This is a genomic window from Paraburkholderia sp. (assembly GCF_050742655.1).
GTDB lineage: Bacteria > Pseudomonadota > Gammaproteobacteria > Burkholderiales > Burkholderiaceae > Paraburkholderia.
Genome location: NZ_JBOIGG010000006.1, coordinates 188510 through 209647, shown reverse-complemented (window position 1 = coordinate 209647; position 21138 = coordinate 188510). Strand labels below are relative to the sequence as shown.

At 65.1% G+C, this 21138-nt stretch carries 21 protein-coding genes and 1 pseudogene; 11 read left to right on the top strand and 11 right to left on the bottom strand.

Going from position 1 to position 21138, the window contains the following annotated elements; genetic code table 11:
- Window positions 1–7 precede the first annotated feature (7 nt).
- Window positions 8–877 carry a sulfurtransferase gene (locus tag ACREXZ_RS11285; RefSeq protein WP_431764142.1) on the top strand — a complete coding sequence of 290 codons (870 nt, stop codon included), beginning with the start codon at window positions 8–10 and terminating at the stop codon, window positions 875–877.
- Window positions 878–913: 36 nt separating this feature from the next.
- Here ACREXZ_RS11285 and ACREXZ_RS11280 read toward each other — a convergent pair whose 3' ends face one another.
- The 3 genes from ACREXZ_RS11280 to polA form a co-directional block, all read right to left on the bottom strand.
- A complete protein-coding gene (locus ACREXZ_RS11280; protein ID WP_431764141.1) occupies window positions 914–1786 on the bottom strand; it encodes a dienelactone hydrolase family protein in 873 nt (290 codons plus the stop codon).
- Between the two features lie 93 nt (window positions 1787–1879).
- Window positions 1880–3214: an NAD(P)/FAD-dependent oxidoreductase gene (locus ACREXZ_RS11275; RefSeq protein ID WP_431764140.1), complete on the bottom strand. Its 1335-nt coding sequence runs from the start codon at window positions 3212–3214 to the stop codon at window positions 1880–1882.
- Window positions 3215–3422: 208 nt separating this feature from the next.
- Window positions 3423–6182, bottom strand: a complete 2760-nt coding sequence (gene polA, locus ACREXZ_RS11270; RefSeq protein ID WP_431764139.1) for a DNA polymerase I — start codon at window positions 6180–6182, stop codon at window positions 3423–3425.
- Window position 6183: 1 nt separating this feature from the next.
- Between polA and ACREXZ_RS11265 the strand changes: the two genes are divergently transcribed.
- Window positions 6184–6927 (top strand): TIGR00730 family Rossman fold protein, encoded by a 744-nt coding sequence (locus tag ACREXZ_RS11265; RefSeq protein ID WP_431764138.1) that lies wholly within the window; start codon window positions 6184–6186, stop codon window positions 6925–6927.
- Window positions 6928–6961: 34 nt separating this feature from the next.
- Here ACREXZ_RS11265 and ACREXZ_RS11260 read toward each other — a convergent pair whose 3' ends face one another.
- Window positions 6962–7843: a transcriptional regulator GcvA gene (locus tag ACREXZ_RS11260; RefSeq protein WP_431764137.1), complete on the bottom strand. Its 882-nt coding sequence runs from the start codon at window positions 7841–7843 to the stop codon at window positions 6962–6964.
- Window positions 7844–7941: 98 nt separating this feature from the next.
- Between ACREXZ_RS11260 and ACREXZ_RS11255 the strand changes: the two genes are divergently transcribed.
- From ACREXZ_RS11255 to ACREXZ_RS11240, 4 genes and pseudogenes are all read left to right on the top strand, one after another.
- A complete protein-coding gene (locus ACREXZ_RS11255) occupies window positions 7942–8559 on the top strand; it encodes a chromate transporter (protein ID WP_431764136.1) in 618 nt (205 codons plus the stop codon).
- Window positions 8556–9086 (top strand): chromate transporter, encoded by a 531-nt coding sequence (locus tag ACREXZ_RS11250; RefSeq protein WP_431764135.1) that lies wholly within the window; start codon window positions 8556–8558, stop codon window positions 9084–9086. Before ACREXZ_RS11255 ends, ACREXZ_RS11250 begins: the two co-directional genes overlap by 4 nt.
- Before the next feature lie 77 nt (window positions 9087–9163).
- Window positions 9164–9370 (top strand): annotated as a pseudogene (locus ACREXZ_RS11245) (phage late control D family protein); the annotation flags it as partial.
- Window positions 9371–9724: 354 nt separating this feature from the next.
- Window positions 9725–10147 (top strand): type II toxin-antitoxin system HicB family antitoxin, encoded by a 423-nt coding sequence (locus ACREXZ_RS11240; RefSeq protein ID WP_431764243.1) that lies wholly within the window; start codon window positions 9725–9727, stop codon window positions 10145–10147.
- A 115-nt stretch (window positions 10148–10262) separates the two neighbouring features.
- On the opposite strand, the gene ACREXZ_RS11235 is transcribed toward ACREXZ_RS11240, so the two are convergent.
- A complete protein-coding gene (locus tag ACREXZ_RS11235) occupies window positions 10263–11789 on the bottom strand; it encodes an AMP nucleosidase (protein WP_431764134.1) in 1527 nt (508 codons plus the stop codon).
- Between the two features lie 288 nt (window positions 11790–12077).
- Here ACREXZ_RS11235 and ACREXZ_RS11230 point away from each other — a divergent pair, with 288 nt between their 5' ends.
- The 3 genes from ACREXZ_RS11230 to ACREXZ_RS11220 all read left to right on the top strand — a co-directional run bounded on the left by ACREXZ_RS11230 (window position 12078) and on the right by ACREXZ_RS11220 (window position 14451).
- On the top strand, window positions 12078–12473 hold the full coding sequence (locus ACREXZ_RS11230) for a hypothetical protein (RefSeq protein ID WP_431764133.1): 396 nt from the start codon (window positions 12078–12080) through the stop codon (window positions 12471–12473).
- Between the two features lie 185 nt (window positions 12474–12658).
- Window positions 12659–13654, top strand: a complete 996-nt coding sequence (locus ACREXZ_RS11225) for a homoserine kinase (RefSeq protein WP_431764132.1) — start codon at window positions 12659–12661, stop codon at window positions 13652–13654.
- Window positions 13645–14451: a BPSS1780 family membrane protein gene (locus ACREXZ_RS11220; RefSeq protein ID WP_431764131.1), complete on the top strand. Its 807-nt coding sequence runs from the start codon at window positions 13645–13647 to the stop codon at window positions 14449–14451. The genes ACREXZ_RS11225 and ACREXZ_RS11220 overlap by 10 nt, the downstream gene beginning before the upstream one ends.
- A 46-nt stretch (window positions 14452–14497) precedes the next feature.
- Here ACREXZ_RS11220 and ACREXZ_RS11215 read toward each other — a convergent pair whose 3' ends face one another.
- Complete coding sequence (locus ACREXZ_RS11215) at window positions 14498–14674, bottom strand: DUF3563 family protein (protein WP_431764130.1); 177 nt, start codon at window positions 14672–14674, stop codon at window positions 14498–14500.
- 115 nt (window positions 14675–14789) lie between these two features.
- On the bottom strand, window positions 14790–15965 hold the full coding sequence (locus ACREXZ_RS11210; RefSeq protein ID WP_431764129.1) for an extracellular catalytic domain type 1 short-chain-length polyhydroxyalkanoate depolymerase: 1176 nt from the start codon (window positions 15963–15965) through the stop codon (window positions 14790–14792).
- A 298-nt stretch (window positions 15966–16263) separates the two neighbouring features.
- On the opposite strand from ACREXZ_RS11210, the gene ACREXZ_RS11205 reads away from it, so the two are divergent.
- Window positions 16264–16965 (top strand): phosphatase PAP2 family protein, encoded by a 702-nt coding sequence (locus tag ACREXZ_RS11205; protein ID WP_431764128.1) that lies wholly within the window; start codon window positions 16264–16266, stop codon window positions 16963–16965.
- A 1-nt stretch (window position 16966) separates the two neighbouring features.
- On the opposite strand, the gene ACREXZ_RS11200 is transcribed toward ACREXZ_RS11205, so the two are convergent.
- Window positions 16967–18586: a CHAD domain-containing protein gene (locus tag ACREXZ_RS11200; protein WP_431764127.1), complete on the bottom strand. Its 1620-nt coding sequence runs from the start codon at window positions 18584–18586 to the stop codon at window positions 16967–16969.
- 115 nt (window positions 18587–18701) lie between these two features.
- A complete protein-coding gene (locus ACREXZ_RS11195; RefSeq protein ID WP_431764242.1) occupies window positions 18702–19085 on the bottom strand; it encodes a tautomerase family protein in 384 nt (127 codons plus the stop codon).
- Window positions 19086–19182: 97 nt separating this feature from the next.
- Here ACREXZ_RS11195 and ACREXZ_RS11190 point away from each other — a divergent pair, with 97 nt between their 5' ends.
- Window positions 19183–20115 (top strand): HTH-type transcriptional regulator ArgP, encoded by a 933-nt coding sequence (locus tag ACREXZ_RS11190; protein WP_431764126.1) that lies wholly within the window; start codon window positions 19183–19185, stop codon window positions 20113–20115.
- 4 nt (window positions 20116–20119) lie between these two features.
- On the opposite strand, the gene ACREXZ_RS11185 is transcribed toward ACREXZ_RS11190, so the two are convergent.
- Together ACREXZ_RS11185 and ACREXZ_RS11180 are read right to left on the bottom strand one after the other, a co-directional pair.
- Window positions 20120–20521, bottom strand: a complete 402-nt coding sequence (locus ACREXZ_RS11185; protein ID WP_431764125.1) for a hypothetical protein — start codon at window positions 20519–20521, stop codon at window positions 20120–20122.
- Between the two features lie 121 nt (window positions 20522–20642).
- Window positions 20643–21119, bottom strand: coding sequence for an HPP family protein (locus tag ACREXZ_RS11180; protein ID WP_431764124.1), 477 nt, complete (start codon window positions 21117–21119; stop codon window positions 20643–20645).
- Between the last annotated feature and the right edge of the window lie 19 nt (window positions 21120–21138).

Sequence of the window (21138 nt, the reverse complement as noted above, 5' to 3'; positions counted from 1 at the left end):
AGCCGCCATGCCCCACACCCACTACACCACGCTGATCTCCCCCACGAACCTCGCGGAACGGCTGACCGCCGCCCCCGACAGCGTATTCATCGCCGATTGCCGCTTCGATCTCGCCGCCCCCACGGCGGGTGAAGCCGCGTATGCGGCGGGCCATCTGCCTCACGCGCACTATCTGCATCTCGACCGCGACCTGTCCGGTCCGAAGACCGGCACCAACGGACGTCATCCGCTGCCGGACCGCGTGCAGCTCGTCGATACGCTCGCGGCGCTCGGACTCAGGCAAGGCCAGCAGGTCGTCGCGTACGACGCGCAGGGCGGCATGTACGCGGCGCGGCTGTGGTGGCTGCTGCGCTGGCTCGGTCACGATGCGGTCGCGCTGCTCGACGGCGGTCTGCAGGCCTGGCAGGCTGCCGGCCAGCCACTGACCCAGGACGCGTCGCCTCACGTGCGCGGCGACTTCAAGGCGGGCAAGCCGCTGACGGCGACGATCGATGCGCAGGGTGTCGAGCGCAACCTCGCGACACTCGAGCGCACGCTCGTCGATGCGCGCGCGGCCGATCGCTATCGCGGAGAAAACGAAACGCTCGATCCGGTGGGCGGCCATATCCCCGGCGCGCTGAACCGCTTCTTCAAGGACAACCTCACCGCGGACGGCCGCTTCAAATCCGCCCATACGTTGCGTGAGGAATTCGGCGCGCTGCTGCCCGGCGTTGCGCCGGAGAAGGTCGTACTGCAATGCGGCTCCGGCGTGACCGCATGCCACAACGCGCTCGCGATGGAAGTCGCGGGCCTGCACGGGGCCGTGCTGTATCCGGGATCGTGGAGCGAGTGGAGCGCGAATTCGTCGCACCCGGTAGCGACCGGCGCGACGCCCTGAGCGACGGCGGGCGGTGACCCGCCCGCCCTCAGTCACCTACGCGACGCCGTGCTGCCTGAACCAGGCCAGCGCGCGCCGCCAGCCGTCTTCGGCATCGACCTTGCGATAGCTCGGCCGGTAGTCGGCGAAGAACGCGTGACCCGCATCGTCGTACACGACGAACTGCGACCCGCGTGCTTCGCGCGGTCCTTCCGCGATGGCCTGCTTCATCTGCTCGAGCGTGTCCTGCGGAATGCTCGGGTCCTGCCGACCATAAAGGCCCAGCACCGGCACATGCAGGCTGCTGGCAAGATCGAGCGGATTGGCCGGCGTATTCGCCGTATGATCGCCGGCGACGCGCCCATACCACGCGACCGCCGCCTTCACATGCGGATTGTGTTCCGCGTAGAGCCACGTGATCCGCCCGCCCCAGCAGAACCCATTTACCCCGACGCGCCGCAGGTCGCCGCCGTGTTCGCCGGCCCACGCGACGGTCGCGTCGAGATCGCCCAGCACCTGGCTGTCGGGCACCTTGCTGACCAGCTGCTCGTTGAGCTGCTGGATCGTCGGATAGATCGACGCGTCGCCTTCGCGTATGTACAGGTTCGGCGCGATCGCCAGATAGCCGACCTTCGCGAAGCGTCGGCACACGTCGGCGATATGCTCGTGCACGCCGAAGATCTCATGCACGACGATGATCACCGGCAGGTGCGTCTTGCCCAACGGTTGCGCGCGATACGCGGGCACGATAGTGCCGCCCGATCTCACGGCAACCTCGCCGGCTTCGAGCCCTTCGCTATCGGTATGGATGGTTTGTGCGGAGACCGGCAGCACGGCGGCGGCAAACCCGCTGCCGATCGCGGCCTTGATGAACGTTCGACGATCGAACGGAACGTGCGGAACCAGACTGTCGACTTCGGGTTTTAGCATACGGCGCTCCTCGGATGGACGGCAACGAGGCAACAGCATACCTCTTGCCGGCCAGCCGTGACGTCAACGCCGCCGCCCCTTCGCCCCGCTCGCCTAGTGCAGCTTCACGCGCGGCAGCGTGGTCCGGCGCAGCCAGTGCGCAAACGTGTCGAGCACCATCCGGGCATAGCCGTGCAGCGCGGCGATATGCAGCCGGTACAGCGACATGTACATGAAGCGCGCAAACAGCCCTTCGATCAGCATGTTTCCACCGATCACGCCGCCCATCAGATTGCCGACCGCGCTGAAATGCCCGAGCGACACCAGCGATCCGAAATCGCGATACGTGAAGACCGGCAACGGCCCGTTGTCGAGCCGCGCGGCGAGCGCCTTAAACAGGAAGCTCGCCTGCTGATGTGCGGCCTGCGCACGCGGCGGCACGTTGCGGTCGGTGCCGGGCCATGGGCACGCGGCACAGTCGCCGAGCGCGAAGATGTTGTCGTCGAGCTCGGTCTGCAGCGTGTTGCGCACGAGCAGCTGGCCGAGGCGGTTCACCGTCAGCCCGTCGAGTTTGCCCAGCACGGCCGGCGCCTTGATGCCCGCGGCCCAGACGGTCAGATCCGCGCGCACGGTCTTGCCGCTCGCGGTCCGCACGAGACCGGGCGCGACCTCCGCGACCGTCTCGCCGGTCATCAGCTTGACGCCGAGCTTCACGAGCAGTTCGGACGTCGCCGTGGACACACGCTCGGGCAGTGCCGGCAGAATGCGGGCCCCCGACTCGATCAGCACGATGCCGACGTCGTGCCGCGGATCGAGCTTGTGCAGACCGTACGCGGACAGCACCTGCGCGGTATTGCGCAGTTCGGCCGACAGTTCGACACCCGTCGCACCACCGCCGACGATCGCCACCTGGACGCGCGGCTCGCCCGACTCCGACTCGACGCGCTCATGCGCCTGATGTTCGGCGCGGATGCACGCGGCAATCAGACGCTTGCGAAAGCGTTCGGCCTGGCCGACGGTATCGAGTGCAAGCGAATAATCGGACGCACCCTGCACGCCGAAGAAGTGCGTCGTGCTGCCGATCGCGATGACGAGCGTGTCGTATTCCAGCTCCCGCTGTGGCATCAGTTCGGCGCCGTCGTCATCGGCGACCGCGGAGAGCGTGATGCGTCGCGCCGCGCGGTCGAGCGCGAGAAGGTCGCCCTGCTGGAATTCGAAGCCGTGCCAGCGCGCCTGCGCCGCGTATTCGAGTTCCTGCGTGAACGGATCCATGCTGCCCGCAGCGACCTCATGCAGCAGCGGCTTCCAGATATGCGTCGGATAGCGGTCGACCAGCGTGACCTGGGCGCTTGCGCCGCCCTTGTTCTTGTGTGGAGCGTAGCGGTCGCCGAGACGCGTCGCCAGTTCCAGTCCCCCCGCTCCCCCGCCAACGACGATAAAACGATGCATCGCGATTCTCCGTGTGTCGATGGGTTGTGGGTCGAGACGGCATGCGTGGGCATGCCGTCGTCATCGATTGTCGGCGACGCATGCGGCTTCTCACAAGCCGCCGGTCAACATGTGTGACATGCACACGACGATATGCGCACGCGGGGTTGCGCAGACGCGCGTTCAGCGCACGCTTAAGCGGACCGTCGCGGGTACACGGCTCACGCGATCAATGCGCCTCTTCCCAGTTATCGCCCGCGCCGACTTCGGCAACCAGCGGCACCTTCAGCGTCGCGACGCCGCACATCAATTCGGGCAGCCGCTTGCGGACGTCGGCGAGCTCGCTGTCCGGCACTTCGAGGATCAGTTCATCGTGGACCTGCATGATCATCCGTGTACCGATGCCCACGCGCGAATCGTCGAGCCACTTCTGCACTGCGATCATCGACATCTTGATCAGATCGGCCGCGGTGCCCTGCATCGGCGCGTTGATTGCCGCGCGCTCCGCCGCCTGACGACGCGGCCCATTGCCGCCGTTGATCTCCGGCAGCCACAGGCGCCGGCCGAACACGGTCTCGACGTAGCCCTTCTCCTTCGCACTCGCGCGCGTGTCGTCCATGTAGCGCGCGACGCCCGGATAGCGGGCGAAATAGCGGTCGATATAGAGCTTCGCCGCATCGCGCGTGATGCCGAGATTCGACGCGAGCCCGAACGAACTCATCCCGTAGATCAGACCGAAGTTGATCACCTTCGCGATGCGTCGCTGATCGGAATTCACTTCGAGCGGCGTAACACCGAACACCTCGGAGGCCGTCGCGCGGTGCACGTCTTCGCCCTCGGCAAATGCGCGCAGCAGCGATTCGTCGCCGGAGATATGCGCCATGATGCGCAGCTCGATCTGCGAATAGTCGGCCGACACGAGCTTGTGTCCCGGCGACGCGATGAACGCCTCGCGGATGCGCCGGCCTTCCGCCGTACGCACCGGAATGTTCTGCAGATTCGGATCGTTCGACGCGAGCCGCCCCGTGACCGCGACGGCTTGCGCGTAATTCGTGTGCACGCGGCCGGTCTGCACATTGACCATGCGCGGCAGCTTGTCGGTGTAGGTGGACTTCAGCTTCGACAGCCCGCGATGTTCGAGCAGAACCTTCGGCAGCGGGTAGTCTTCCGCGAGCTTCTGCAGCACTTCTTCGTCGGTGGACGGCGCGCCGCTCGGCGTCTTCTTCACGACCGGCAGTTGCAGCTTCTCGAAAAAGATCTGGCCGATCTGCTTCGGCGAGCCGAGATTGAATTCGCCGCCTGCGAGTTCATACGCTTCGCTTTCGAGCTGCACGAGACGCGTCGCGATCTCGCTGCTCTGGCGCCGCAGTTTCTCCGCGTCGATCAGCACGCCCGCGCGTTCCATCTTGCGCAGCACGCGTGACGTGGGAAGCTCGATCTGCCGGTACACGTGTTCGAGACCGGCATCCGCGGCGACCTGCGGATAGAGCGCCTCGTGCAGGCGCAGCGTGATGTCCGCGTCTTCCGCCGCGTATTCGGCGGCCTGCTCGAGCGCGACTTCGTCGAAGCCGATCTGCTGCGCGCCCTTGCCCGCAACGTCCTCGTACTTGATCGTCTTGATGCCGAGATGGCGCAGCGCGAGGCTGTCCATGTCGTGCGTGCGGTGCGATTCGACCACGTACGATTCGAGCAGTGTGTCGTGCTCGATGCCGTCCATCTCGATGCCGTAGTTGGCGAGCACCTGCTCGTCGTACTTCAGATGCTGGCCGACCTTTTTCTTCGCCGGATTTTCGAGCCACGGCTTCAGCTTCGCGAGCACTTCGTCGCGCGGCAGTTGCACCGGCATGTCGGGACCGCGATGCGCGACCGGGACATACGCGGCGTACCCGGCCTCGACCGAGAGCGACAGACCGACCAGCTGCGCGGTCATCGGATCGAGCGACGTGGTTTCGGTATCGAACGCGGTGAGCGGCGCGGCGTCGATCTTCGCGAGCCACGCGTCGAACTGCTCCCATGTCTGCACGGTGTCGTAATGACGCTCGACGTCGACGGTTTGCGCCGGCGGCACGTCGGTCTGCGGACCCTCGACCACCTCGGCAGTTTCGACTTCGCGCAGCCACGTCTTGAAGCCGTGACGCGCGAAGATGTCGCGCAACTCCTCGCGTGATTCGGGACGGCTCGCGAGCGACGCCTCGATCGACGCGACATGCTCTGTCATGTCGCACGCGGTGTCGACCGTGACGAGCTTCTTCGCCATCGGCAGGAAGTCGAGCGCGCGGCGCAGGTTGTCGCCGACCGCACCCTTGATCTCGTCCGCATGCGCGACGATGCCGTCGAGCGATTCGTACTGCGCGAGCCACTTGAGCGCGGTTTTCGGGCCGCACTTGTCGACGCCCGGCACGTTGTCGACGGTATCGCCGATCAACGACAGGTAATCGACGATCCGCTCGGGCGGCACGCCGAATTTTGCGAGCACGCCGGCGCGGTCGAGCGTCTCGTTCGTCATCGTATTGATCAGCGTGACGTGATCGCTGACGAGTTGCGCGAGATCCTTGTCGCCGGTCGACACGATCACCTTCATGCCGCGCTTTTCCGCCTGCGTGGCAAGCGTGCCGATCACGTCGTCGGCTTCGACGCCGTCGATCATCAAAAGCGGCCAGCCGAGCGAGCGCACCGCGACGTGAATCGGCTCGATCTGCCGTGCGAGATCTTCGGGCATCGACGCACGGTTCGCCTTGTATTCCGGGTACCAGTCGTCGCGAAACGTCTTGCCCTTGGCATCGAACACGCACGCGCTATACTCTGCGGTGACTTCCTTGCGCATGCGCCGCAGCATGTTGACGATGCCATACAGCGCGCCGGTCGGTCCGCCGTCGGGACCGCGCAGATCGGGCAGCGCGTGGTAGGCCCGGTACAGGTAACTCGAACCGTCGACCAATAGCAGAGTCTTCCCTTCCAGCTTCGCTTCCAGGTACTGTTCTTCAGGCATTATGACTAAGAGAAAAGTGATTCCGAGTCTGCGATCACTCGCAGATCAAGAGCGCGCGACGGCCAAGAAAGCCCGCGCATCGTGGCAGATGTTTACGATTATGGCAGAGTTTATCGAGGCGACCGAGTACCTCTCGGAGATCCGCCCCGCTGTCAGCATCTACGGTTCGGCACGGCTCAAACCGAACTCGCCGTACTACAAACTCGCCACGCAGATCGCACGCAAACTGTCCGACGCGGGCTTCGCCGTGATCTCCGGCGGTGGCCCCGGCATCATGGAAGCCGCGAACAAGGGTGCGCATGCGGGCAAGGCGCCGTCGGTCGGTCTGAACATCGAACTGCCGCACGAGCAATCGGGCAACCAGTGGCAGGACATCTCGCTGCGCTTCCGGCATTTCTTCACGCGCAAGGTCACCTTCGTGAAGAACTCGGACGCGGTGATCGTGATGCCCGGCGGCTTCGGCACGCTCGACGAACTCGCCGAAGTGCTCACGCTGATCCAGACCAAGAAATCGCGTCACGTGCCGATCATTCTGGTGGGCGGCGAATTCTGGCATGGCCTGCTCGGCTGGTTCAAGGATCAGCTCCTGCCGATGGGTCTCATCAATCCGAACGACATGGACCTGATGCAGGTCATCGACGATCCGGACCAGGTGCTCGAAGCGGTGCTCGCGTTCTACGAGGATCGCGAAGAAGGCGAACCGCATCCGGCGAAGTCGGACGAAGACCGGATGTTCTATCTGTAGTTTGTCGTTTCTCTCGTTTCGCCGGGGTCGATGCTCACGTGGCATCGGCCTGCGCTTCGAGCCAGCGGCAAAACTGCGCGACGAGCGGCGTATCGGCCACCTCGCGCCGCGCGACCCACCAGTAGCCGCGCGCATCCAGATGCGGACCGGGCAACGGTGTCACGAGACGCCCGGACGCGAGTTCGTCCGCGATCATGGGCAACGGACCCAGCGCAACGCCCAGGCCATCCACGGCTGCCTGCAACGCCAGATAGAAGTGATCGAACGATTGCTTCTTGCGGCACTTCGCCTTCACGCCCGCTGCCGTGAGCCAGTTGCGCCATGCGTCGGGCCGCGTGTCGGAATACAGCAGCGTGTGCCGCGCGAGATCGTCGGCCACGACGATCGGCGCGCGCTGCAATAGCGTCGGGCTGCATACCGGCACCTCGTGCTCGTCGAGAAAATGGCCGCTCACACAATGCGGCCAGTGCGCGGGACCGCGTCGCACCGCGACGTCGAAACCATCGAGTGTTTCCACCGGTGCGTTCGATGTCGACAGCCGCAACTCGACGTTCGGCGCGATGCGCTGAAACTGCGAGAGCCGCGGCAACAGCCACTTCATTGCAAATGTGGATAGCGCATTCACGCGCAGCACGTGCACGACCGCCGTGTCGCGTAGTTGATCGGTCGCGACCGCGATGCTGTCGAATGCGACCTGCACCGTCGCGAGATAGCGGCGGCCGTCGTCGGTGAGCCGCACGCGCTTACCGATCCGGTGGAACACCTGCACGCCGACCCATGCCTCGAACGCCGCCACCTGGCGGCTGATTGCACCGTGAGTCACATGCAGCTCGTCGGCGGCCGCGGTGAAGCTGTCGCGTCGCGCGGCGGCTTCGAACGCGCGCAGCGCCGAAAAAGGAGGGAGATTGCGGGCCATGCTTGTGATTGTAAGTCACAAGGGGACGTCCGAAAAATCGTTTTGCCCGGCCGCGCATCGGCGTTACCCTCGGCGGCAAATACCGGACGTTCGACGACATGATCACAACAACACCTTCCCCCGCCTCCTCTCCTGCAGCCAATACCCCCGCCGCACCACCCACGCTGCGCGCGCTGTTCAGTGGCTTTCTCGGCCTTGGCCTGATCTCGTTCGGCGGCGCATTGCCGCTCGCACGACGCGCGATCGTCGAGCGGCGCCGCTGGCTCACGTCCGCTGAATTCACCGATCTGCTCGGCCTGTGCCAGTTTCTTCCGGGCGGCAACGTGATCAATCTGTCGGTGGCGATCGGCATGCGCTTTCGCGGCCTGTCCGGTGCGCTCGCGTGTCTGCTCGGATTGATCGCGGGGCCGTCGCTCGTCGTGATCGGTCTCGGCGTGCTGTACGAGCACACGCAGAACGATCCGCACATCAAGCATCTGTTCGCCGGCCTCGCGGCTTCCGCGGCCGGTCTGCTGATCTCGATGGCGATCAAGATCCTCGCGCCGCTGCGCCGTGACCCGGGTGCGGCGACGATCGCCGCGCTCGGCTTCATCGCGATCGCGATCCTGCGCGTCCCGCTGCTGCCGACGATGCTGGTGCTGACACCGCTCAGCATCCTCGTCGCCGCCCGCGCTCACAAACTCGCCGATGCCGGAAAGGAAAAGGCCGCACGATGAACGACACCCTGGTTTCGCTCGCGATCATTTTCAGCCAGCTGTCGCTGCTTGCATTCGGCGGCGGCAATACGATCCTGCCGGAGATGCAGAGGCAAGTCGTCGAGGTGCATCACTGGATGCCGGCCAGCGAATTCAGCGCGCTGTTCGCGCTCGCGCAGGCCGCACCGGGCCCGAATCTGATGGTCGTCACGCTGGTTGGATGGCACGTGGCCGGTTGGGCGGGAATGCTGGTGACGTCGGTCGCGAAGTTCGGGCCGTCGTCGATCGTGACGATCCTCGTGCTGCAAGCGTGGGACCGTTTCAAGGACCGACCATGGCGAGGCATCGCGCAGAAGGGACTGGTGCCGGTCACGGCCGGGCTGGTCGCGGCAAGCGCATCGTTGATCGCGGAAGCGTCGGACACGACAGCGATCGCGTGGGCGATCACCGCCGCGTGCGCGGCGCTTGCGTGGAGGACGCGTGTCCATCCGCTGTGGTTGCTGGCGGCCGGTAGTCTGATTGGGCTGACGGGACTCGGTCAGATTTGACGCGCAGTTCCGGCGCGCGAAGTAACTTACTGAAACGCCACTTCCGCAAAGCTGCGTAGCTTGCTGGTGCAAATTCCGCGCTCAGCCGTGCCGATCTGTACCCCGAAGTCCCGGTCTATCTTTCCAGGTCCAACAAACCCGAAATCGATAGCGAGTCGTGGCTTGCGAAGAAAGTCAGGCATGCACTCGCCGACAGCGGATACACGACCGCCCTCGAACTGGAAACACGCGACGACCCGACGAGCGACCGACATAGAACGCACTTTCGCAAACCGGGCAAGTAAGGCTGCCCTGCCCGGCAGCGCTTCTGCGCGGCCGCTTTCGTCTGCGCGAATCTTTTTTGTTTACACTCCTTGCCGTCGTAAACTTTTTTGGTTACGCTTGAATCATGTTCGACGCAGCGGGGAGACGGTGAAACAAGGCGAATTCAAACGATGGTTGGCCCGGCAAGGTGCAACGTTCACAGAAGGATCGCGGCACACAAAGATTTTCCTGAATGAACGCCAGTCGGTAATGCCAAGACACCCCGGCGCTGAAATGGGCGAAGTGACCCGAAAACTGATACTCAAGCAACTACGCATCAAATGAACGCAAACCCCGCAAGGGGCTTGCACCCTGCGAGAACACAGGAACCCATCATGTTTAAATACCCTGCCCGCCTGATCCCTGATGGACCAGGCTTTGCCGTCAAGTTCCGGGATATCCCCGAAGCGATCACTTGCGGCGCGAGCCGTGAGGAAGCGATCGACATGGCCGCCGACGCACTCGTGACGGCAATGGACTTTTATTTCGACGACAAGCGCCCTGTACCCACGCCGAGCGAACCAAAGCGCGGCGACGTGTTGATCGAGTTGCCCGCGAGCATCGCGGCGAAAGTGCTGCTGTTGAATGCGATGCTTGCGAAGCAGGTCACGCCCGCCGAGCTGGCCCGCCGGTTGAACACGCGACGCCAGGAAATCAATCGCGTTATCGACCTCGGGCATGCGACGAAAATCGATACGATCGCGGCAGCGCTCGCCGCCCTTGGTATGCACCTCGAAATCACAGCGATCCCGGCATAACCGGATCTGATCGTGAATCCGGCGTCCTGGAAACTCGCCCAAGTTAGACGCAGGCAGTTAAGCTAGACACTCAACAGTCCAGCGGCGCCTTCTGAGGACCGCCGGACAAGGCTCTCTACTGAAACGCCACTTCCGCAAAGCTACGCAACTTGCGGCTATGCAGCCGATGCAAGCCGTTGGTACGCAAAATCTCCATCGCCTTAACACCGATCTGCAGATGCTGATCGACCTGCGCGCGATAGAACTGATCGGCCATGCCCGGCAACTTCAGTTCGCCGTGCAGCGGCTTATCGGACACGCATAGCAAAGTCCCGTAAGGCACCCGGAAGCGAAAACCGTTCGCGGCAATCGTCGCGCTCTCCATGTCGAGCGCGACCGCGCGGCTTTGCGATAGCCGCTGCACTGGCTCGCGATGGTCGCGCAGTTCCCAGTTGCGGTTGTCGACGCTTGCCACCGTCCCGGTGCGCATCACGCGCTTCAGTTCGGCGCCATCGAGCTGCGTCACCTGCGCGACCGCGCGCTCGAGCGCGACCTGCACTTCGGCGAGCGCCGGGATCGGCACCCACAGCGGTAGATCGTCGTCGAGTACGTGGTCCTCACGCACATAGCCATGCGCGAGCACGTAGTCACCGAGACGCTGTGTGTTGCGCAACCCCGCGCAGTGGCCAAGCATGATCCACGCGTGCGGACGCAGCACTGCGATGTGATCGGTGATCGTCTTCGCGTTCGACGGCCCGACGCCGATGTTGACCATCGTGATACCGCTGCCGTCCGCACGCTTCAGGTGATACGCGGGCATCTGCGGCAGACGCGGCGCCGGTGTGCCCTCGTCGGCCTGTTCGCCGAGATTCGCGTTGTACGTGATCACGTCGCCCGGCTCGACGAACGACGTGTACTCGCTGCGGTACGCGCGCAGTTCCTCGTCGTCGGTATGGGCCATCATCGTGCGGCCGAGCTTCACGAATTCGTCGATGTAGAACTGGTAGTTCGTGTACAGCACGTAGTTCTGGAAATGCGTCGGCGACGTCGCGGTGTAATGCCGCAGCCGATGCAGCGAGAAATCGACCCGCGCCGCCGTGAAAAGCGCGAGCGGATGCGGCTCGCCCGGCGGCGGTTCGTACGTGCCGTTGACGATGCGGTCGTCGAGCAGCGCGAGATCCGGCGTATCGAAGATGTCGCGCATCGCAAACAGACGCTCGCGATCGAGATCGCCTTCCAGATGGATGCCTTCGGCGAACGCGAAGTGGATCGGCACCGGCTGCTCCGACACACCAACTTCGATCGACACGTGATGGTTCTTCGCGAGCAGCCGCAACTGCTCGCGATAGTAGTTGCCGAACAGATCGGGCCGCGTGACGGTCGTTTCGAATACGCCCGGTCCGGCGACGAAGCCGTACGAGCGGCGCGAATCGATATGCGTGTTGACCTCGGTGCGCACGCGGACGAACGGATAGCACGCGCGCACGCGGCGCTCGAACGGCTCGTTACGCCGGTAGCGCGCGAACGCGTCGCGCAGGTACGACGTGTTCGCTTCGTAGATCGCGGAGAGCCGCGTGACAGCGTCGGCGGCGTCGGCGAACGCCTCGGTCGGAAAATTGCTGGCGGGTGTCTGCACCGCGCGTCGGTTGAGTTCGCTGTTCATTTTTTTCGCCTCGGTTGATGCGACGACATTACCATGAACCGGTGTCAGCGACGCCTGCCGGCGACGTCGAACGATCACGTCGCGCGGTGTTCGCGGCCACCTCCGCGAGCGACCTTGCACGAACCGCAACGATGCCGTGATAAATGGTATTCAAACGGGTACTCAAGCGACCGGAGAACTACGCGGCCGCCACACGCAGACCTCGCGAAAGCGGCGCAAAATAAGGGGCATCGGCCGTGCCGCCAGCACGGATTTGCTAGAATCTGGCCACCTAATCGGAGAATCACCATGAAGCCGCTCCTTCCCGTCGCCGTTGCGGTGATGCTCGCCTTCGGCGGCGTCGCTTTGGCCGCCCAGCCCGCCGACGACGCCCAGGCCGCCGCCGAAGCGCAATCCGCCAACGAGCGTGCCGGTCTGCCGGACCTGAAGGCGATCAACCGCCCGGCTGCCGAAGTCAGCTCGAAAGTCGAGATCGACGTGCCGCGCACGCCGAGCTTCTACGAGCGCAGCCCCAACGGCACCGAAATTACCGAGTACCGCGACAAGGGCAAGCCCGTCGAAATCGACGTGCGCTCGAACTTCGGTACGCGATATCAGATGAGCGCGCCGCTCGACACGTCGCCGACGGTGCGCGACAACGGCCGGGCCAGTACGCGCCTGCCGTCGATCAACCTGCACTACTGATCCGCAGTAACACTGAAGGTTCGCGCGGGACTGCGGGATCGCTGGACGACACCCGCCGCCGCGCGTGCCCGCGTCGTGTGCCGCAAGAACCACCGGACCCACCTTCAGTACCGGGCGACGTTCGCCCCGCTTGACGTACCGGCCGCTATGAGCCGCCCCGACCAACCCCATCCGACGTTTCCCGCATGGCTGTCTTCACCGCTGTTACCGACTCCCAACTCGCGCAATGGATGCGCCACTACGACCTCGGCGACGTCGTCGCGTTTCGCGGCATTCCATCCGGTATCGAGAACAGCAATTTCTTTCTGACGACGACGCGCGGCGAATACGTCCTGACGATCTTCGAGAAACTGACCGCGCAGCAACTGCCGTTCTATCTGCACCTGATGCGCCATCTGGCCGGGCACGGCGTGCCGGTGCCCGACCCCGTGCCGCTCGAAGATGGCAAGCTGTTCGGTCTGCTGCACGGCAAACCCGCCGCGATCGTCAGCAAACTCGAAGGCGCGCCGGAACTCGCGCCGCGCGACGAACACTGCATCGAGGTCGGTCAGATGCTCGCGCGCATGCATCTCGCCGGCCGCGGCTTCGCGTCGGATCAGCCGAACCTGCGCAGCCTCGCATGGTGGGAAGACGCGGTGCCGGCGATCCTGCCGTTCATCGACCAGGCGCAGCGCGATCTGCTGACATCGGAGCTTGCGCATCAGCAAGCGTTCTTCGCGTCGGACGACTACGCGGCGTTGCCTGCAGGACCGTGCCACTGCGACCTGTTCCGCGACAACGTGCTGTTCGCGCACGCCGCGCCGGACAGCGGCCACACGGTGCGGCTCGGCGGCTTCTTCGATTTTTATTTCGCCGGCTGCGACAAGTGGCTGTTCGACGTTGCGGTGACCGTGAACGACTGGTGTGTCGATCTGGCCACCGGCAAACTCGACGAGGACCGCGCGGACAAATTGCTGCGCGCGTACCAGACCGTGCGACCATTCACCCCGGAAGAAATCCGCCACTGGGGCGACATGCTGCGGGCAGGCGCGTATCGTTTCTGGATATCGCGTCTGTACGATTTCCATTTGCCTCGCGCGGCCGAGCTGCTGAAGCCGCACGACCCCGGTCATTTCGAACGCATTCTGCGCGAGCGCCTGCCCGGCGCCGCGCTTCCAGGCATCCGTCACTCATGCAATTGATCGAAGTCCCCGCGAAGACCGGGTATGTGTGGTTCCGCCAGGGCATCTGGCTGTTTCGCAAAAACCCGCTCGCGTTCCTGACGCTGTTCTTCTCGTATCTGCTCGCGATGACGCTGATCGCGCAGGTGCCGAAGATCGGCGCCGTGCTGCCGCTCGTGTTCGTGCCCGGCGTCGCGGTCGGCTTCATGGCCGCGTGCCGCGACACGATCGCCGGCAAGCCGGTGTTCCCGACCATACTCATCGACGGCTTCCGGTCGTACGGCAGCATCGCCGCGAGGCGGCTGCTCCTGCTCGGTGTGTTGTATATCGTCGCGATGACCACCGTGCTGACCGCGTCGACCTTCGCCGACGATGGTGTGCTGCTGCACCTGATGCTCGGCACCGGCGATCTCGACGAGAAGGCGATCATGAACAGCAACCTGTCGGTCGCCGTGCTGACGGCGTTCGCGATCTACGTGCCGGTCGCGATGCTGTTCTGGTTCTCGCCGATCCTGTGCGCGTGGCACGACGTGCCACCGGTGAAGGCGATGTTTTTCAGCGTCGTCAGCTGCTGGCGCAATCGCGGCGCGTTCATCGTGTATGGCGCGCTGTGGTTCGCGGTCACGATCACGGTATCGCTCGGACTGTCTTTCCTGATGCAGGCGCTGGGTGTGCTCGGATTCGCACCGGCCGTGCTGCTGCCTGCGTCGATCATCGTGATGACGATGATCTACTGCTCGTTCTACGCGACGTATCGCGGCTGCTTCGGCGTCCCGGCAGCGGACGCGCCGGATCTGCCCACCGCGCCGTCGGCATAGGCGCCGATCGCGAGCTTCGGCAGGTAACGACGGGAACAGCCAGAACTTAGAACTGGTTCATCCAGGACGGATGACGGGTCGCGGCTTCGCGATCCAGCTTGCGCATACGGAATTCGAGGTCGTAGAGATCGGTGGCTTCGGCCAGATAAGCGTCGTTATGCTCTTTGGCGATGATATCGGACGACTTCGTGAGGAACAGGAACAGGCGGCTCAGCAGGTACATGGTTGGCTCTCAGGGGAATTTAGGTGTTAACACCTAGGCAATAACCCTGATTATAGGGAAAACCCTAGTTTCTTGCCAGCCCCTTCTTCGAGCGTGTCGTCTACCGGTAATCAGGCTACCCGCGTGCGACGGACGGCAAAGCCCCGGCGCCATCGAACTCTGCAGCCGCGCCCACCCGGCGCTGGTGCTTGAAGAACTCCCAGATCAGCGCGGTAGCATCCGGCCCCTTCGACGAATGGAACGGCACTGCGTCATCGCCGCCGCTCCACGCGTGCGACAGACCCGCCACATGGCACAACCGGATCACGCGGCGGCCGCTGCGCAGGTAATCCCTCGTCAGGACGCCGGCCTTGTGGTCTTCGCGCACTTCACCGGCTTGCGGACGGCCCTGCGCATCGACGAGGCCGTTCAGCCGCGCAAACTGCAGCGCCAGCTGATCCCCGTTGACCGGCGCGACGACGCGGTCGGCGTCGCCCTGAAAGATGATCGCCGGCATGCCGGGATAGGCGGCGACGTCGACGGCCTGGTCGATCAGCTCGACCGGATCCTGGTGGGTCCCGCGCCGCATCACGTCCATCCCGGCAATGCCGGAATGCGCCTCGCCGAAAGCCGGCCCGGAATGCAGCGCGACCGCCGCAAAGCGCTGCGGATAACGGACCGCCAGCAGCGACGCGAGCCCCGCGCCCGCCGACAGCCCCGCCACATAGACCCGCTCGCCGTCGAACTCGTGTTCGGCGACCAGCGCATCCACCAGCGACACGACCGCGCGCATCTCCGCGCCGCCCGCGTGATCGCTGGCGTCGTACCAGTGCCAGCAGCGATGCGCGTGCGCATGCTTCGATTGCTCGGGATAGACGACCGCGAAGCCGAACCGGTCGGCAAGCAGGTTCATCCGCGTGCCTTCGGCGAATCCGTCGATCGACTGCTCGCAGCCGTGCAGCATCACCACGAGCGGCATGTGCGCAAGCGCATGGCCGGCGGGAATGTAGAGCCCGTATTGCAGATGATTGATCAGCCGGCCGGCCGCGGCCGGCGCCGAATGGAACGACCGGGTCCACGCGCCGCTCGCCCACGCGGCCGCTCGCGGACGGACCCGCGATTCGCGTGCGGCCGGCGGCGCCTTGGCGGCCGCAGACGGCGCCCGCACTTTTGCCGACGGCTTGGCGACCGCCTTCGGCCGGGCCGGGCGCATGGGTTTGCGCTTTTTCGTCACGGCTTCGGCATACTCGGTCTGCACCGCCAGCAGGCGTTTCAGCCCACCCAGCCAGAGCTTCGTCAGACTTTTTGCCATCGTGCACCTCGCAAAAAGGGATCGAGACCCAAGGGGTTCGCTCCGGAACATCGACGTGTTTGTGCAATGCACAATAGCATCATTTTCCGTGCGATGCCGGCGGTTTGAAGTAACGGTTTATGTCGGCTTTGGCGGGTAGACGCACAGTGGCCGCATCGCCGGACGCGTCGTGCCGTTTATGCCGTTTATACTTGCCGCAGATATTTGACGCGTTGTCTGCCCGACTGCGGGCTCGCGCGTTAATCCTGTATCCGACTGATTACGACTGATTTTACGCGGCCCCTGTCGCATTGCACCCATGCCCGATTTGCCCCCTCATCTGTGGTACTCGATCACGAGCTTCGGCGGCGCCGGCCTGACGCTGCCGCTCGCCATCGCGATCGCCCTCTGGCTCGCGTTCGGCTATACGTGGCGGATGGCCGCCGGCTGGCTGCTGCTGCTCGGCGTCGCGGTCGTGCTCGTTACGGTGACGAAGCTGGCGTTCCTCGGCTGGGGCGTCGGCGTGCGGGTATGGGACTTCACAGGCTTGAGCGGCCACGCGATGCTGTCGACGGCCGTTTATCCGGTCGCCTTTTTCCTCGTGCTACTGCCGGCCCGGCCGGCCATCCGGGTCGCCGGCGTGCTGTGTGGCCTCGGCGTGGGCATCGCGGTTGCGTTCTCGCGCGTCGTACTCGACGCGCATTCGCCGTCCGAAGCAATCACCGGCTGTCTGGTCGGCGCGCTGACCGCGCTCGTGTTCATCCGCGGGTCGTGGCATGCAGCGCCGGGCCGGCTGTCCACGGCGGCGGTCACGATCAGTCTCGCGATCCTCGCGTTCGCGCTGCATAACGTGCAGGTGCCGACGCATCGGTGGGTCACGCATCTCGCGCTCAAGGTGTCCGGACACGACCGTCCGTTCGTCCGCGCGCGCTGGAAGGCGGGGCACGATGCGCGACCGGCCGGCGCGCCGGTTTCGCAAACCCACAACACGCTGTCGCCACCGGCTCCGTCGAAGGCCTGATTCAGCCGTCGAGCCTGGGCTTGCCCAACTGACGCAGCAGCCGTTCGCCTTCCCGCGCGGTGTAGCGCTTCGCCGCTTCGCACCAGCCGCGCGCAAAACCCAGTTGATACGGATCCACGTCGAGCTGTTCGAGAAAGCCCAGCGCGACCGCCGCATCGTTACCGTCCCCGAGCACGCCCTGCATCCGCGACAACGTCTTCGAGACGTCGACGCGCGTTTTCTTCGTCGCAAGCGGAGCGAGGAATTCGAGCGTGTAGCGCAGCCGCTTCGCGCGGATGCGTTCGCGATGGCGCGACGCATCGTCGAGCGTCGTGAGCTTCGGCGCCGCGGCGAGCTTCTCGTACGCCTTGCTCACGCTCTTCTTCGCGTGCTTGCGCAGCGTGCGTCCGGCGGCTTCTGGCAATGCGCGTGCGTCGTCCGCCAATGCGCCTTGCCACTCGAGCCATGCCAGCACGAGCACCGCATAACCCGGCGACGCCAACGCCTGCTGCACGCGCGCGCGCAGCGTGAGTCGGTGTGCATTCGCCGCTTCGCGCGTCGCGTCCCAGCGTGCCGCATCGGCGTAGGTGTCAGCGGCGGCGAGCGCGGGTAGCGTCGAATCGGCGAACACGTCCCAGTCGCGCGCATCGCCGAGCAGATCGCCGAGCCACTTCAGCCCGGGCGCGATCTGCGTCGTCCACGCGTCGTCCTGCCAGTGACGGAACAGACGCATCGCGGTCTTCAACCGGCGCTGCGCGACACGCATCTGATGCACGAACTCGACGCTCGCCGCCTCGCGCACCCCCGCTTCATTGCCGAGCCAGTGCCGCGCGAGATTCCAGCCGATCGCGAGCAACGCGTCGCGCTGCGTCGCGTCGCCATCGAGATCGACCGGCGCTGCGTGCACCGGCTCATGTTCGCGCACAGGTTCGCCGCGGCTCAGGCGTTCGACGGCGCCGTCGAGCACCGCGAACGCGGGCAACGCGGCGGCGATATCGCGGGCGGCGGCGAAGAGCGCCAGTTGCGCGTGCGTACTGTGTACGTCCTGCAGATCGCTGGGAACCGGCGTGGTCAGATGAATTTCGCGGACCGGAGTGGGATCGTCTTGATCCAGCCCATCGATGCGTTCGAAGACGACGTCGATCGGCACGCCGTATTGCGTCGGCAGCGACCATCGCGTGCGGGTGCATGCGAACGACATGGTGCGTTCGTATGCACCCGCTTCGTCGAGTATCGACGCGAGCACGGGAGGAGCGGAACCGAATACGGCGAGGGGCAATGTATCGAACGCATCGCCAGCAATACTATCGAGCGGCGCCTGGAACGCCGCGTCGCGAATCGTCATAGCAGGCGCATGCGGCTTGCCGTGCACGGCGATGACGCGTTGCCTCGCCTCCGACACTTCGATCGCGAGCCGCCACCCCGCCGCGCCGAGCGTGCCCTTCGAATCGAAGCCGTACACCGCGAGCCGCGCTTCGCTACGGCGCCGGCGCTTCATGGCGGGCAACGCGGTGAGCGCCGCAACAATCGATGCGTCGGGTTGCGCGGCCAGTTCGTCGCGACGGCGATGGATGCGGGCTGCGGCCCAGTCATGCGCCGCAGCCGCGGGGATATCGAGCACGAGTTCAAAAACGCGGGTCATGAACGCTCCGTGAGCGGCGGACGGCCCGGCGCAAACGCCGCGAGCCGCTCATCCGCGGGACACGTTTTTATCGTACACGAACCGCACCGATCGGGGCTTTCGAGCGATCGACAGCCTAGGTCGCGTACTGCGCGATACCGTTACCGAACGACCAGTTCTCTATCAGCACTTCGACGAGGTTGATGAACACATCCTCTTTGCGCACGCCCGGGTTTTCCGCCAGTTCGTCGGCGATGCGTCGATACAGCGCCTTTTTCTGCTCGACCGTGCGCGTGTTGCTGACGGTGATCTGGATCAGCACGAAATCGTCACTGCGTGAAATGCCGGGATAGCTGGGGTCGAACGCGAAGCTCGCTTCGTCGTGCTCGGACACGATCATGAACCTGTCGGCTTCGGGCACGTTGAAGGTTGCGACCAGTGCGCGCTGGACGCCCTGCATCAGCGCTTGACGATAGGGGGCCGGCTTGCCGGCACGCAATGCGATACGGGTAAAGGGCACGGCATTCTCCAGGGCATCGAAACAGCAAAACCCGCCCGGTCGGACGGGTCCTCCATAATAGGCGACCACCCAGGACGATTTCAACGCAAGGCATTCCGTGGACCTCGATCCCCGTCAGACCGCGGCCGTTCGCGCCGTCATCGAAACCGGCAGCTTCGAGCAGGCCGGTGCGCGCCTCAATCTCACGCCATCGGCGATTTCGCAGCGCGTGCGCGCGCTCGAAACGCGGCTCGGTACGCCGCTCATCGTGCGCACGCGCCCCTGCCGTGCGACACCGATGGGCCAGCGACTGCTGCAGTATCTGCGGCGCACCGCGTTGCTCGAAGACGATTTCGCCAGCGATCTCGCCGGCGCGAACGAGGCGCTGCTGAACGTCGCCGCGGCTGTCAACGCCGATACGTTGTCGACGTGGTTCTTCCCCGCGCTCGCCGACGTGCTGCTGAAAGAGAACGTGCTACTCGACCTCACCGTCGACGACCAGGATCACACACACGCGCTGCTCGCGTCCGGACTCGCGATCGGCTGCATCACGACCGAACCCGCTCCGATGCGCGGCTGTTTCGCCGAACGGCTTGGCGCGATGCGTTATCGGCTCGTCGCGTCAGCGGCATTCGTCGAGCGCTGGTTCGCGGCCGGCTTCACGCGCGATGCCGCGCGGCGCGCACCGGTGATCCTGTCGTCGCGCAAGGACGCGCTGCAGGCGCGCTTTCTCGAGACCCGCTTCGGGCTACCGCCGGACGCGTACCCGTGCCACTACGTGCCCGCGCCGGTGCCGCGCTACATGGCGATCCAGCGCGGCCTCGCGTATGGGATGGTGCCGGAGCTGGAATTCGGCGCCGCGGTGGAGCGTGGCGAGCTCGTCGATCTCGCGCCGCGTCAGCCGACCGACGTCGAGTTGTACTGGCATGCGTGGAAGGTGCAGTCGCCGAGACTCGAGAAGCTGTCGGCGCGGATCGTCGAGCTGGGTCGGACCGCGCTGGGGACACATGTGGGGCCGACTGGTGCCCGCACGCACAGGCGCACGGGATAGCGCGTTACAGGATCGGCGGTTCGGTCGCCGCGCGATGCGAGGCATTCGCCATCGGCTGACGATGCGGCGTGGGCGCAGCCTGGTTCGCAATCTGCGATGTAGCCACGTGTAACGTCGTGGACACCGGACGCGTCTTGCCGCCGCTCTTGTTTGCCGCTGCGATTTTTGTCTTCGGCGGTGTCCGTGCGAGGTGTGCCGCGTGTTTAACGGGCTTAATGAGCTTAACGTGCGAAGCATGCTCTGCCGGTGACGCAGCATGCCGCGTGACCACCTTCGTCGTCCGCTTCGGGGCATGGGAAGCGGTACGTTTCGCCGCACCAGCCTCCGGTGGATTCCATACCTCGACGTACTGTTGCTGCGCCGCCATCGCTCCGCATGACATACATGTCGCGACGATCGCCGCCACTGCTGCTGCTCGTGCTCCCATCTGCTGCCACTCCTCATGTCGCTCGGTTAGCGGGCCGCGATTATAACCAGGCGGCCCACGCACGAACGTCAAGAATGGTGGGTTTCGCTGCAGACATGCGCTAAGCCTTGCGCGGCCATCGCTCACCTCGCACCGCCGAGTTGAACACGACCGCGATCAGCAGCAGCGACAGCACGCCGACCAGAATCGGAAACAGCAGGAACCCAAACGAAGCTCCGCCGCTCAACATGATGACGAGTGGATCGGCACCGGCAGGCGGATGCACGGTACGCGTGAGCTGCATCAATGCGATCGCCGCGCCGACCGCGAGCGCCATCTGCCACAGGCCGCTGCCGGCCAGCCAGAAAATCGCGAGACCGACCGTCGATGCGATCAGATGGCCCCACACCAGATTGCGCGGTTGCGCGAACGGGCTGTCGGGTGCCGCGAACAGCAACACGCTCGACGCGCCGAACGGCGCGATCAGCAGCGGCGCGTCGAGCAGCCTGCCGAGCAGGCCGGTGAGCCCGATCGCCAGCGCGCCGCCCGCGAAACCGCACAGCGTCTGCACGACGAGCGTGCGCGACGTGGAGCGCACCGGGCGCTCCACGAGTCCG